This is a genomic window from Streptomyces sp. NPDC127197, from assembly GCF_042672405.1.
Lineage (GTDB): Bacteria > Actinomycetota > Actinomycetes > Streptomycetales > Streptomycetaceae > Streptomyces > Streptomyces flavusporus.
This window is the reverse complement of the sequence record NZ_JBHXVG010000017.1, coordinates 34,691-47,878: the sequence shown is the minus strand read 5'-3', so window position 1 is coordinate 47,878 and position 13,188 is coordinate 34,691. Positions and strand designations below refer to the sequence as shown.

Below are 13,188 nucleotides of genomic sequence, written 5' to 3'. Positions count from 1 at the left end.
CCCCCGCACGGTCAGGCGTCCAAGCCGGCCAGGACCAGCGGCAGCCGGTCCGCGCCGCCTTCGGTGAGACGGACCGGGACGCCCCAGTCCTGCTGGTGGACGTGGCAGGCGGGGTACTCGTTGGAAGGGTCGTCGTCGCAGGACGCCGCCATCGCGGAGACGTGCAGGACGCCCTCCGGGACCGCGGGGTCGAGCTCCAGGACTCGGGAGAGATCGGTTCCCACACCCTCACCGTCCACCAGCAGTTCGGGAGGTGTGGACGAGACCAGCAGGCGGGTCGAGGGGCCGTACCGGGTGTCGAGCTTCTGGCCCGCCGGGGCCTGGAAGATCACGTCCAGCCTCAGACGCCCAGGAGCGACCTCGGTGGCCGCGCGCTGGGTGCGGTGCGCGACCGCCTCGACGCGGACCGCCTCCTCCGGGAGGCGCAGCCGGGTCAGCCGGTGCCGGGCCGACTCGACGACCACGATGTCGTCGCCGACCAGTACCGCGTCGCTCGGCTCGCGCAGATCCGTGGCCAGCGTCGTCACTTCGTCGGTGGTGGGGTTGTAGCGGCGCAGGGCGTGGTTGTAGGTGTCGCTGACGGCGACCGAGCCGTCCGGCAGCGCGTTCACGCCCAACGGATGCTGGAACAGGGCCTGTTCGGCGGCTCCGTCGCGGTGACCGAAGTCGAACAGACCGGTGCCGACGGCGGTGTGGACGGTGCCGTCGGGGTCGACCCAGCGCAGCGCCGACGTCTCGGAGTCGGCGAGCCACAGCCGGTCGGGCGTGGCCGCGAGGCCGGACGGCTGCGCGAACCAGGCCTCCGCGCCGGGGCCGTCCACGAGACCCTCGTTGGTGGTGCCGGCGGCGACGGAGACGGTGCCGTCGGCGGGGTCGTACGTCCACAGCTGGTGGACGCCGGCCATGGCGATCCAGACCTTGCCCTGCCACCAGGCGACGTCCCAGGGGGAGGAGAGGTTCACCTCGCGGCCGGGGCCGGACGTGGCGTCGCCCTGCATCCACTGCCTGCCGGTGCCCGCGAGGGTCGTGACCTCACCGGACGTGAGGTCCAGCCGCCGGAGGGCGTGGTTCACGGTGTCGACGACAACGACCGAGCCGTCGTCGAGGAGGGCAAGACCCTGCGGCTCGTTGAAGGTGGCCGTGTCCGCCGTGCCGTCGGAGAGGCCGCGGACGCCGGACCCGATGCGCCGTACAACGGACTCACCATCGGCCTCCAGCTCCACGAGCTGATGCCTCGTCGTGTCGCTGACCAGGAAGTTCCCGCTCGGCAGCAGCAGCGCCTTACCGGGGAACCGCAACACCGTCGGCTCCGGCTCCGGCGCCACGTACGGCCCGTCCCCGCGCCGCAGGGTGCCCTTCGCGGCATGCTCCGCCTCCAGCTCGGTCACCAGCCGCTCGATGGCGTGCACATGCCCCTCACCGGCGTGCTGCGCGACCACATACCCCTCGGGGTCGATCACCACGAGCGTGGGCCAGGCCCGCACCGCGTACTGCTTCCAGGTCGCGAGCTCGGGGTCGTCGAGCACGGGATGCTCGACGCCGTACCGCTCGACGGCGTCGATCACCGCCTGATGCTCCGCCTCGTGCACGAACTTCGGCGAGTGCACCCCGATGACCACGACCGTGTCCCGGTGTTTGTCCTCCAGCTCCCGCAGCTCGTCCAGGACGTGCAGGCAGTTCACACAGCAAAATGTCCAAAAATCGAGAAGGACGATACGTCCTCGCAGGTCAGCGAGGCTGTACTGCTTGCCGCCGGTGTTCAGCCAGCCGCCCTTGCCGGTCAGCTCGGGGGCGCGGACGCGGGCGCGACGAGGAGTCGGGGCCGGGGAGGAATCGGTCATGGATCAAGCGTGCCACCCAACACCGACAATCACCCCAGCGCATGTCCCGTCGTCGCGTCCACGTGGTCGGGGACGGCGTCGTGGTGGTCGCCGACGGTGAGGGTGCCGGTGGGTTCGAAGAGGAGGATCGCGGTCGGGACGGGGGCGTACGGCTTGTGTTCCGTGCCGCGCGGAACGGTGAACACCGAGCCCTTGGGGAGGACGACCGTGCGCTCGCCGGCCGCCTCCCGCAGGGCGATGTGCAGTTCACCGTCGAGGACGAGGAAGAACTCGTCGGTGTGGTCGTGCACGTGCCAGACGTGCTCCCCCTCGACCTTCGCGACGCGGACGTCGTAGTCGTTGACGGCGGTGACGATGCGGGGGCTCCACTGGTCTGTGAAGGAGGCGAGGGCCTTGCCCAGGGCGATGGGTTCCATGAGGCCATCGTCGGCTGTGGTGGCGCACCTGGACGAGTGCTAGGAATCGCATATGGCGCAAGGATCCTCTCAGCCACCCCGTCCGCACCGCGTCGCGGTCATCGTCGACGACGGCACCAACCCGTTCGAGGTGGGCGTCGCGACCGAGCTGTTCGGTCTGCCCAGGCCGGAGCTCGGTCTGCCGGGTCCGCTGTACGAGGTGACCCTGTGCACACCCACGCCCGGGATCCGTATGAATCACGGCTTCTTCACGCTGACCGGGGTGCCCGGCCTGGCGGCCGTGGACGAGGCCGACACCCTCGTCGTTCCAGGCCGGCCCGACAACGTCGTACCTCGCGGCGCCGCCGTCCTCGACGCCATCAGGCGGGCCCACGCGCGCGGGGCACGTGTCGTGAGTTTCTGCACGGGCACTTTCGCGCTCGCCGAGGCCGGGCTGCTCGACGGGCGCCGGGCCACCACCCACTGGCGCTGGGCGGACTCCTTCCGTGAGCTGCACCCGAAGGTGGTCCTGGAGCCCGACGTGCTCTTCGTCGACGAGGGCGACATCCTCACCGCCGCCGGCAGCGCGGCCGCGCTCGACCTCGGGCTGCACATCTGGCGCCGGGACCATGGCGCCGAGATCGCGAACGCGGTGTCCCGACGCCTGGTGTTCGCCGCGCACCGGGACGGCGGTCAGCGCCAGTTCGTGGAGCGGCCGGTTCCGCAGGTGCCGGACGAGTCGCTGGGGCCACTGCTGGCGTGGGCGCAGGAACGGCTCGGCGAGCCGCTCACGGTCGCGGACCTGGCGGCGCGGGCAGCGGTGTCCCCGGCCACGCTGCACCGGCGGTTCCGCGCCCAGCTCGGCACGACGCCGCTGGCGTGGCTGACCGGGGAGCGGGTGGCGCTGGCGTGCCGGCTGATCGAGCGCGGGGAGGAACGGCTGGAGGTGGTGGCCGCGCGCAGTGGTCTGGGGACGGCGGCCAACCTGCGGGAGCGGCTGCGGCGGGAGACCGGGCTCAGCCCGTCGGCCTACCGGCGGCGTTTCGGGCCGGCCGGTGGGGAACCGGTCATGTCATGAGATTCCTCGTACGCGACCGGCTCCTCTCCTTCGGTGACGACTACTGGATCGAGGACGACCACGGCAACAAGGTGTTCCTCGTCGACGGCAAGGCGATCCGGCTGCGGGACACCTTCGAGCTGAAGGACACCCAGGGTCGGGTGCTGATCGACATCCGCCAGAAGATGTTCGCCCTGCGGGACACGATGCTCATCGAGCGGGACGGCGAGCCGCTCGCGCGGATCAGGCGGAAGCGGCTGTCGTTGCTGCGCAACCACTATCGGGTGACGTTGGTGGACGGCACGGAGCTCGACGTCAGCGGCAAGATCGCCGACCGCGAGTTCGCCGTCGAGTACGACGGTGAGCTGCTCGCGGTCATCTCCCGGCGGTGGCTGAACGTCCGGGACACGTACGGCGTGGACGTCGTCCGGGACGACGCGGATCCGGCGCTGCTGATCGCGGTGACGGTGTGCGTGATCCACCTGGCGGAGAAGGAACGGGAGGACGGCTAACGGCCCGGGCGCGGGGTCGGGAGGCCGAGTACGCGGTCCTTCAGGGCCGGGAACTGCTCCCGGGTCTGGGCCACCTTGCCGTGGTCGAGCTCCACGGTGAGGACCTCTTCGCCGCGGCCGGCCTCCGCCAGGACCGTTCCCCATGGATCCACCACGATCGAGTGACCGGCCTGCGGAACTCCCGCATGTGTCCCGGCTGTTCCACACGCGAGGACGAACGCCTGGTTCTCCACCGCCCGCGCCTGAGCCAGCAGCGTCCAGTGGGAGCGCCTGCGCTCCGGCCAGCCCGCCGGGATCACAAAGGTCTCGGCACCGGCGTCGACGAGCCCACGGAAGAGTTCGGGGAAACGGAGGTCGTAGCAGGTCGCCAGGCCGAGCGTCGTCACGCCGGGCATGCGGACCGTCACCAGCTCGTCGCCCGCGCCCATCAGCACGGCCTCGCCCTTGTCGAAGCCGAAGCGGTGGATCTTGCGGTAGGCGGCGACCAGATCACCGGAGGGAGAGAAGACGAGCGACGTGTTGTACAGCGGCCCCTCGCCCGCGGCCGGGACACTGTCGGACTCACCCCGCTCCGGAATCGAGCCCGCGTGCAGCCACACGCCGGCGTCGCTCGCGGCCTTCGCCATGGCCTCGTGCGTCGGCCCCTCGAGCGGCTCGGCCTCCCGGGCGAACTCCTCGTAGGCGAACGCCCCGGTGGTCCACAGCTCCGGCAGCACGACGAGATCGGCACCGGCCTGTTCCCGTACGAGCGAGGCGGCCCGACGCCGACGAGAATCGACCGATTCGCCCTCGTCTACGGCGATCTGGATCAGAGAGGCGCGCACACTACCACCGTCCTGGCATTCGAGCCGTCCACACGGGCCTACGATCGTCACACGAAAGCACTGCCGGGGTGCCTCGCAGCAGCGTAACTTGGGGGTCCCGTCGGTTCGAGCGCAGCCGAGAACCGAGGGAGTCCCGAGACGCCGCCGACCGCAGCCATCTCCCACTGGCAATGCCGCCACAACCTGCCCGTGTTCCGACCGCCGAGGGGTCCCGTTCCGTGAGTCTGCATCCCACCCTCCAGCCCTACGCCGACGCCTGGACCCACTCCATCGAAGCGATATCCGAGCTGGTGCAGCCGCTTGTGGAGGCCGACTGGAACCGGCGGACCCCGTGCCCGGGTTGGTCCGTGCGTGACGTCGTCTCGCATGTCATCGGCCTCGACTGCGAGATGCTCGGCGACCCGCGCCCCATCCACACGCTGCCGCGCGACCTGTTCCACGTCACGAACGACCACCAGCGCTACATGGAGATGCAGGTCGACGTCCGCCGGCACCACACGGCGCCCGAGATGACCTCCGAGCTGGAGTACACGATCATTCGCCGCAACCGGCAACTGCGCAACGAGTCGCGCGACCCCGGTACGAAGGTGCGCGGGCCGCTGGGCACCGAGCTCACCCTCGAGGAGGCCATGCGGGGCCACGCCTTCGACGTGTGGGTGCACGAGCAGGACCTGCGCGTCGCTGTGGGCCGCCCCGGCAACCTCGACTCCCCCGGCGCGCAGGTGACCCGTGACGTCCTGCTGGCCGCCCTCCCGGACGTCGTCGCGAACAAGGCCGGGGCTCCCCGCAGTTCGGCGATCGTCTTCGACGTCCACGGCCCCGTCGAGTTCCTGCGCACGATCCGCGTCGACATCCAGGGCCGCGGCACCCTCGAGACGGCTCCCGCCCTCGGCCCCGCCGCCACCCTCACCCTCGACTGGGAGACCTACGTCCGCCTGGCCTGCGGCCGGGTGACGCCGGAGGCGGTCGCGGACCGGGTGAAGACGGAGGGCGACCCGGACCTGACGGCGGCGATCCTGCGGAACTTCACGGTGACGCCGTAGGGCCTCCGGGCGCGGCCCCCTGAGAGGTAGGGGACGAGTTCCGGGTCGGGCCACCGGCGGACATCGGCTCACGCCGGCACGTGCACCGTCTCCACCCGGCTCGCCACCAGCCGTTCCCGCTCCCGGCGGGCCGCTCGCCTGCGCAGGCGCAGGATCTGGGTGACGCCCAGCGCCTGGAGCACGAACACGGACGAGAAGGCGACCGTGTAGTCGTCGTCCGTGGCGTCGAGCAGCGCGCCGATCGCGAACAACGTGGTCATCGAGGCGACGAAACCACCCATGTTGGTGATTCCGGACGCCGTCCCCTGACGCTCCGGCGGATTCGCCGGCCGCGCGAAGTCGAACCCGATCATCGAGGCCGGCCCGCACGCGCCAAGCACCGTGCAGAGCACGATCAGCAGCCACATCGGCGCATGCTCGGCGGGATACACGAGCGTCGCCGCCCACAGCAGCGAGGTCGCCCCGATGGTGCCCAGCGCGAGCGGCAGCCGCGCCCCGTGGTGCCGGGCGATGATCTGGCCGTACACCAGTCCGACCGCCATGTTCGACAGCACGACCAGGGTCAGCAGCTCACCGGCCGTGGCCCGGGACAGTCCCTGCGCCTCGACCAGGAACGGCAGCCCCCACAGCAGCAGGAACACCATCGCCGGGAACTGGGTCGTGAAGTGCACCCACAGCCCGAGCCGAGTCCCCGGCTCCCGCCAGGACGCGGCGATCTGCCGCCGTACGTACGCCGCTCCCTGATGCGGTACCGGCTCCGGCTCGTGTCCCTCGGGGTGGTCCTTCAGGAACAGCAGCAGGAGGACGAGGACCACGACCCCGGCGAGCGCACTGCCCGCGAACGCGGCCGTCCAGCCGATGCCATGCAGCAGCCGGGCGAGGACGAGCGTCGAGACGAGGTTGCCCGCCATGCCGACCAGCCCGGCGAGCTGCGCGATCAGCGGTCCGCGCCGGGCCGGGAACCATCGGCTGCCCAGCCGCAGCACACTGATGAACGTCATCGCGTCGCCGCAGCCCAGCAGCGCCCGCGACGCGAGGGCCATCCCGTACGTGGGGGAGAACGCGAATCCCAGCTGGCCCGCCGTGAACAGCACGACGCCCATCCCCAGCACCTTCTTGGTGCCGAGCCGGTCGACCAGCAGGCCGACGGGTATCTGCATGCCGGCGTAGACGAGGAGCTGGAGGATCGAGAACGTCGACAGCGCGGAGGCGCCCACGTCGAAGCGGTCGGCGGCGTCGAGGCCGGCGACGCCCAGGGACGTACGGAAGATGACGGCGACGAAGTAGACGGCGACGCCTGTGCCCCAGACGGCGACGGCGCGCCGGCCGCCGGGCGGATCGCCCGGGAGGGCGGCCCCGCTCATCGGACCTCACCCCGGGCGAGGTGCGAGAACCATCCGATGTGCCGGTGGACGACCCCGACGGCCGCGTCGGCGTCCCCGGAGCGCAGCGCCTGCAGGATCTCCTCGTGTTCGGTGAGGGTCTTGGCGATCCGGTCGGGGTGGGAGTGCATGACGGCGACACCCATCCGCAGCTGCCGGTCGCGGAGTTGGTCGTAGAGCCGGGAGAGGATCTCGTTGCCGCCGCTGCGGACGATCTCGGCGTGGAAGCAGCGGTCGGTGACCGCGGCCGCGGCCAGGTCCCCGGCGGCGGCCTGCTCCTTCTGCCGTGCGAGCAGTTCCTCGAGCCGCTCGATGAGACCGGGCGGTGCGGGTACGGCCTTACGGGCCGCGTGCTCCTCCACCAGCAGCCGGGTCTCGACGACGTCCGCGATCTCCTGCGCGGAGACGGGCAGTACGAGGGCGCCCTTCTTCGGGTACAGCTTGATCAGGCCCTCGACCTCCAGCCGGAGCAGCGCCTCGCGCACCGGGGTGCGGGAGACCCCGACGGCATCGGCCAGCTCGCCCTCGGTGAGCAGGGTTCCGCCCTCGTAACGGCGGTCCAGGACGCCCTGTTTGACGTGGGAGTAGACGCGGTCGGCGGCGGGGGGCTGCTTCACGGGTACGGGCGTCGGAGCGGAAGGCATGAGCACAGCATAGATACAACACGTGCGCATGGCGGCACCCTTCCAGCATGCGGACGTAAGGGGATCCGTCCCATCCGCCGCACAACCTTCTACGCTCCTTACGAGTCACACATGTGCGGCCTCTTTCGCCTTCGGACCACCGACCACAACTCGGCCGCACATCAGGGGCATTCAACGTAATCGGGGTACTTCACTTGACAACCGGCATTCAGGGCACCCGTATCCGCAGAGCCACTGCCGTCGCCGTGACCACCGGCGCCATGCTCGCGGCCGGTGCCTTCTCCGCTGCGCCCGCGCAGGCCGCCGCCGCGCCCTCGATCGTGGCCAAGGGCGGCTACGTCATGAACAACGCGAACGGCAAGACGCTGTACACAAAGGCAGCGGACACCAGGCGTTCCACCGGCTCCACCACCAAGATCATGACCGCGAAGGTCGTGCTCTCGCAGCCGAACCTCAACCTCGAGGCCCAGGTCACGATCCAGAAGGCCTACAGCGACTACATCGTCGACAACAACTGGGCCTCCAACGCCAAGCTGATCGTCGGCGACAAGGTCACCGTGCGCCAGCTGCTGTACGGCCTGATGCTGCCGTCGGGCTGCGACGCCGCGTACGCGCTCGCCGACAAGTTCGGCACGGGCTCGACGCGGGCCGCGCGCGTGAAGTCGTTCATCGGCAAGATGAACACCACCGCGAGGAACCTCGGCCTGACGAACACGCACTTCGACTCCTTCGACGGCATCGGCAACGGAGCGAACTACTCGACGCCGCGCGACCTGACCAAGCTCGCCAGCAGCGCGATGAAGAGCTCCACGTTCCGCACGATCGTCAAGACGAAGTCGTACACGGCGAAGACGATCACGAAGACCGGCAGCGTCCGCACGATGGCGCCGTGGAAGAACACCAACGGCCTGCTCGGCACCTACAGCGGCGCGATCGGCGTGAAGACCGGTTCCGGCCCGGAGGCCAAGTACTGCCTCGTCTTCGCCGCCACCCGCAACGGCAAGACGGTCATCGGCACGGTGCTCGCCTCCTCCTCGATCGCCCAGCGTGAGACGGACGCGAAGAAGCTGATGAACTACGGCTTCACCAGCCTGGGCTGACGCCCAGGACGACCGGCTCACCGGCTCACCGGCAAGGGGGCGGACCGCTCGACGGCGGCCGCCCCCTTGGACGTTCCTCGGTCACCGTGGTGATTTCGTTATGCCGGGCCGTACATCCCCGAACGCTCCTCGCGAGTCTCCTCAGAGCCTCCCCCCTCCACATCGCAGATGCCTTACCGGGCATTTCGCACACTCGGAGCGTTCATAGTGATAACCGGCATCAAGGGCGTACGTTTCCGCAGAGCCGCAGCCGTCGTCGCCACCACCGGCGCGCTGGTCGCGGGCGGCGCCCTGACCGCACCCGCCCAGGCGGCGACCGCCCCGACGGTCAGCGCCAAGGGCGCGTTCATGCTCAACAGTGCGACGGGCTCCACGCTCTACAGCAAGTACGCCGACACCAAGCGGCCGATGGCGAGCACCACCAAGATCATGACGGCCCGCGTCGTGCTGGCCATCCCGGACGTGAACCTGGACACCAAGGTCACCATCAAGCAGGCCTACCGGGACTACGTCGCCGCCAAGGGCGCGAGCACCGCGGACCTGAAGACCGGCGACAAGGTCAGCGTGCGCCAGCTGCTGCACGCGATGATGCTGCCGTCCGGCTGCGACGCCGCGATGGCCCTCGCGGACAAGTTCGGCACCGGCACGACGGTCGCGGCCCGCACCAAGAACTTCATCGCCAAGATGAACAAGAAGGCCGAGGCGCTCGGCCTGACCAACACGCACTTCGACTCGTTCGACGGCAACTCGACACAGAACACGAACTACACGACCCCGCGCGACCTCGCCAAGCTCACCCGCAGCGCGATGACGTTCTCGACGTTCGCGGGCATCGTGAAGAAGACGAAGACCGTGCAGTACGCGACGACGAGCACCGGCGGCACCCGCACGTACACCTGGTACAACACCAACCAGCTGCTGGGCTCCTACAGCGGCGCGATCGGCGTGAAGACGGGCACCAACACCCCGGCCGGCCCCTGCCTCGTCTTCGCCGGAACCCGTGACGGCAAGACGGTCGTCGGCGTACTCCTCAACGACCAGTACCGCTTCACGGACGCCGCGAAGCTGATGGACTACGCCTTCGGCAGCAGCACGGCGAGCACGATGCAACTGCGCACGCTGCCGTCGGGCGCCCAGCGGGACTGACCGAAGGAACACACAGCATCCGTACGAAGGGGGCCCACCGCAGTCGAGCGGTGGGCCCTTTCATCGCCGGCCGATCCACCCTTCCCGGGAGAGCCGATGACAGCACCGGATGCCGCATCCTGGGCGAACGCCCTGACCGTGTACGAGCGGCGGTACTCGATCGTCGCGGTGGGACCCCGCACCCACGAGGACTGGTCCCAGGACGCTCTCGCGCTGCTGCGCAAGGAGGTCTCGGATCCGCGCGCCTGGCGGTCACTGGAGCTCTACCAGGAGGGCGACGAGGAGTGGCGGGCAGACTGGCTGGTCCCTTTCGCAACTCCGGGCCCTGACTGGCGGTCCAGACTCCGGAAGATTCCCCGGGCTTCGGCCGAGCAACTCCTGGTCGCGATCACGACCAACTGGCTGGATGTCACCAAGGAGCCGGGCTTCGAGGACCGCCGCCCCGGGCTCGAGGAGAAGGCGAGGGTGCTCCTCGCCCGTTTCTCCTCTCCAACCAGCCAGTTCTTCACCAACGGCTGGTACGGGCCAGGTGACCCACCGGACTTCTACCACTCCATCACCGGCTGTGACCCGTTCAGCGATCACGACTGGGACGTGGGTCTGATCGCGGTCTCCGAGAACGAACTCGGCTCTTCTGGTCCTTCGACGCCACGTGAGGGCGAGTGGCGCGGTGCCCTTCGGCGGTGAGTGTGGGCGCGAGTGAGGATGGTGTGCCGGTCTACGTGCTCGATCGCTCTGAGCCAGCTCATGAATGAAGGGGCGGCCGCAATCCGAACTTGCGGCCGCCCCTTCGTAATTCAACGTGCCGGTCCCCGACGCGTCACGCCCAGGTGATCAACCTCTTCGGCTGTTCCAGGATCGCCGCCACGTCCGCAAGGACCTTCGACCCCAACTCCCCGTCCACCAGCCGGTGGTCGAAGCTGAGCGCCAGTGTCGTGACCTGGCGTGGCTTCACCTTGCCCTTGTGGACCCATGGCTGGAGCTTGATCGCGCCGACCGCGAGGATCGCGGACTCGCCGGGGTTCAGGATCGGCGTGCCGGTGTCGACGCCGAAGACGCCGACGTTGGTGATGGTGATCGTGCCGCCCTGCATGGCCGACGGGGACGTCTTGCCCTCGCGGGCCGTCGAGACCAGCTCGCCCAGCGCCTCGGCCAGTTGCGGCAGGGTCTTGTCCTGCGCGTCCTTGATGTTGGGGACGATCAGGCCGCGCGGGGTGGCCGCGGCGATGCCCAGGTTGACGTAGCGCTTGACCACGATCTCCTGGTTGGCCTCGTCCCAGGACGCGTTGATGTCCGGGTTGCGCTTGATCGCGACCAGGAGGGCCTTGGAGATGAGCAGCAGGGGGTTCACGCGCAGGCCCGTGAACTCCTTGTCCTCCTTCAGCTCCTCGACCAGCTTCATCGTGCGCGTCACGTCGACCGTCACGAACTCCGTGACGTGCGGCGCGGTGAAGGCCGAGCCGACCATGGCGGCGGCCGTGGCCTTACGGACGCCCTTGACCGGGATCCGGGTCTCGCGGGTCGAGTCGTACGTGGCCACCGGTGCCGGGGTCGCGACCGGGGCCGGCGTCACCGGCTCGGGCGCCTTCGGCGGGGCCGCCGCCGCGTGGACGTCCTCGCGGGTGATGATGCCGTCCGGGCCGGTCGGGGTGACCGTCGCCAGGTCGATGCCGAGGTCCTTGGCCAGCTTGCGCACCGGCGGCTTGGCGAGGGGGCGCTGCTGCGGAGGCGTGGTGGGAGCCGTGGGCGGCGGCGCCGGGGTGGCCGTCGTCGGTGTCCCGTGGCCGTTCAGCTCGGACTGGATCGCGGCCGAGGCCTGCTGGGCCGGGGCCTCGGGGCCCTTGCGGGGGCGGCGCTTGGTGGAGGACGTGGCCACGCCGTACCCCACGAGGACCGGCTGGCGGCCCTCCGGCTTCGGCTCCTCCTGCGCCGGCGCCTGCTGCGGCTCGGCGGGCGCCTGCGGTGCCGGTGCGCCGCCGCTCACGTCCACCGCGATGATCGACGTGCCGACGTCCACCGTCGTGCCCTCGGGGAAGTGCAGCTCGCGGACCACGCCGTCATAGGGGATGGGGAGTTCGACGGCCGCCTTCGCGGTCTCGACCTCGCACACCACCTGGCCGTCGGTGACCTTGTCGCCGGGCTGGACGTACCACTTGAGGATCTCGGCCTCGGTCAGGCCCTCGCCCACGTCGGGCATCTTGAACTCGCGTACGGAAGCTTCCGTCATCGTCGTCACGACCCTCTCCTCAGTACGCCAGCGAGCGGTCGACGGCGTCCAGCACCCGGTCCAGGCCGGGCAGGTACTCCTCCTCCAGGCGGGCCGGCGGATACGGGGCGTGGTAGCCGCCGACCCTGAGCACCGGGGCCTCCAGGTGGTAGAAGCAGCGCTCCGTGATCCGGGCGGCGATCTCCGCACCGGAACCGAAGAACACCGGCGCCTCGTGGACGACCACCAGGCGGCGGGTCTTCTCCACCGAGGCCTGGATCGAGTCGAAGTCGAGCGGGGAGACCGAGCGCAGGTCCAGCACCTCCAGGGAGCGGCCCTCCTCGGCGGCCGCGTCCGCGACTTCCTGGCAGAGCTTCACCATCGGGCCGTACGCGACGAGAGTGAGGTCGGTGCCCTCGCGGGCGACCCGTGCCTTGTGCAGCGGGCCGGGGATCGCCTCCGTGTTGACCTCGGCCTTGTCCCAGTAGCGCCGCTTGGGTTCGAAGAAGATCACCGGGTCGTCGCTCTGGATGGCCTGCTGCATCATCCAGTAGGCGTCCGAGGCGTTGGACGGCGACACGATCTTCAGGCCCGCCACGTGCGCGAACAGCGCCTCCGGGGACTCGGAGTGGTGTTCGACCGCGCCGATGCCGCCGCCGTAGGGGATGCGGACGACGACCGGGAGCTTGACCTTGCCCAGCGAGCGCGCGTGCATCTTCGCGAGCTGGGTGACGATCTGGTCGTACGCCGGGAAGACGAAACCGTCGAACTGGATCTCCACGACCGGGCGGTAGCCGCGCAGGGCCAGGCCGATCGCCGTACCGACGATGCCCGACTCGGCGAGGGGGGTGTCGATGACGCGGCTCTCGCCGAAGTCCTTCTGCAGTCCGTCGGTCACGCGGAACACGCCGCCGAGCTTGCCGACGTCCTCGCCCATGATGACGACCTTGGGGTCGGTCTCCAGGGCGCGGCGCAGCGACTCGTTGATCGCCTTGGCCAGGGCCATGTTTTTGGATGTCACAGTCTCCACGGCCATGT

13 protein-coding genes are annotated in these 13,188 nt (G+C 70.0%); 6 read left to right on the top strand and 7 right to left on the bottom strand.

Annotation, left to right across the window (positions count from 1 at the left end):
* Positions 1–11 precede the first annotated feature (11 nt).
* Positions 12–1,841 carry an NHL domain-containing thioredoxin family protein gene (locus ACFVJQ_RS25215; RefSeq protein WP_385787095.1) on the bottom strand — a complete coding sequence of 610 codons (1,830 nt, stop codon included), beginning with the start codon at positions 1,839–1,841 and terminating at the stop codon, positions 12–14.
* A gap of 29 nt (positions 1,842–1,870) precedes the next feature.
* A complete protein-coding gene (locus ACFVJQ_RS25210) occupies positions 1,871–2,257 on the bottom strand; it encodes a cupin domain-containing protein (protein WP_385511616.1) in 387 nt (128 codons plus the stop codon).
* Between the two features lie 52 nt (positions 2,258–2,309).
* On the opposite strand from ACFVJQ_RS25210, the gene ACFVJQ_RS25205 reads away from it, so the two are divergent.
* Both ACFVJQ_RS25205 and ACFVJQ_RS25200 read left to right on the top strand, forming a co-directional pair.
* Positions 2,310–3,314 (top strand): helix-turn-helix domain-containing protein, encoded by a 1,005-nt coding sequence (locus tag ACFVJQ_RS25205; RefSeq protein ID WP_385511614.1) that lies wholly within the window; start codon positions 2,310–2,312, stop codon positions 3,312–3,314.
* Entirely contained in the window at positions 3,311–3,805 is a 495-nt protein-coding gene (locus ACFVJQ_RS25200) for an LURP-one-related/scramblase family protein (RefSeq protein ID WP_385787091.1), read from the top strand. The genes ACFVJQ_RS25205 and ACFVJQ_RS25200 overlap by 4 nt, the downstream gene beginning before the upstream one ends.
* On the opposite strand, the gene ACFVJQ_RS25195 is transcribed toward ACFVJQ_RS25200, so the two are convergent.
* Positions 3,802–4,629, bottom strand: a complete 828-nt coding sequence (locus ACFVJQ_RS25195; protein WP_385511611.1) for a carbon-nitrogen family hydrolase — start codon at positions 4,627–4,629, stop codon at positions 3,802–3,804. The two genes, ACFVJQ_RS25200 and ACFVJQ_RS25195, sit on opposite strands and share 4 nt — an antisense overlap.
* Positions 4,630–4,847: 218 nt before the next feature.
* Here ACFVJQ_RS25195 and ACFVJQ_RS25190 point away from each other — a divergent pair, with 218 nt between their 5' ends.
* Positions 4,848–5,672 (top strand): maleylpyruvate isomerase family mycothiol-dependent enzyme, encoded by an 825-nt coding sequence (locus ACFVJQ_RS25190; protein ID WP_224736597.1) that lies wholly within the window; start codon positions 4,848–4,850, stop codon positions 5,670–5,672.
* A gap of 68 nt (positions 5,673–5,740) precedes the next feature.
* Here the strand turns inward: ACFVJQ_RS25190 and ACFVJQ_RS25185 are convergent, their stop codons facing one another.
* Positions 5,741–7,036 (bottom strand): nitrate/nitrite transporter, encoded by a 1,296-nt coding sequence (locus ACFVJQ_RS25185; protein ID WP_385511609.1) that lies wholly within the window; start codon positions 7,034–7,036, stop codon positions 5,741–5,743.
* Entirely contained in the window at positions 7,033–7,698 is a 666-nt protein-coding gene (locus ACFVJQ_RS25180; RefSeq protein ID WP_224736599.1) for a GntR family transcriptional regulator, read from the bottom strand. Before ACFVJQ_RS25180 ends, ACFVJQ_RS25185 begins: the two co-directional genes overlap by 4 nt.
* Before the next feature lie 194 nt (positions 7,699–7,892).
* On the opposite strand from ACFVJQ_RS25180, the gene ACFVJQ_RS25175 reads away from it, so the two are divergent.
* From ACFVJQ_RS25175 to ACFVJQ_RS25165, 3 genes are all read left to right on the top strand, one after another.
* A complete protein-coding gene (locus ACFVJQ_RS25175; RefSeq protein ID WP_385787086.1) occupies positions 7,893–8,798 on the top strand; it encodes a D-alanyl-D-alanine carboxypeptidase family protein in 906 nt (301 codons plus the stop codon).
* A 168-nt stretch (positions 8,799–8,966) separates the two neighbouring features.
* Complete coding sequence (locus ACFVJQ_RS25170; RefSeq protein WP_385511606.1) at positions 8,967–9,944, top strand: D-alanyl-D-alanine carboxypeptidase family protein; 978 nt, start codon at positions 8,967–8,969, stop codon at positions 9,942–9,944.
* 96 nt (positions 9,945–10,040) lie between these two features.
* Positions 10,041–10,631: a hypothetical protein gene (locus ACFVJQ_RS25165; protein WP_385787083.1), complete on the top strand. Its 591-nt coding sequence runs from the start codon at positions 10,041–10,043 to the stop codon at positions 10,629–10,631.
* A gap of 133 nt (positions 10,632–10,764) precedes the next feature.
* On the opposite strand, the gene ACFVJQ_RS25160 is transcribed toward ACFVJQ_RS25165, so the two are convergent.
* Both ACFVJQ_RS25160 and ACFVJQ_RS25155 read right to left on the bottom strand, forming a co-directional pair.
* Positions 10,765–12,180, bottom strand: a complete 1,416-nt coding sequence (locus ACFVJQ_RS25160) for a dihydrolipoamide acetyltransferase family protein (protein ID WP_385511603.1) — start codon at positions 12,178–12,180, stop codon at positions 10,765–10,767.
* 10 nt (positions 12,181–12,190) lie between these two features.
* Positions 12,191–13,186 carry an alpha-ketoacid dehydrogenase subunit beta gene (locus ACFVJQ_RS25155; protein ID WP_385511601.1) on the bottom strand — a complete coding sequence of 332 codons (996 nt, stop codon included), beginning with the start codon at positions 13,184–13,186 and terminating at the stop codon, positions 12,191–12,193.
* Between the last annotated feature and the right edge of the window lie 2 nt (positions 13,187–13,188).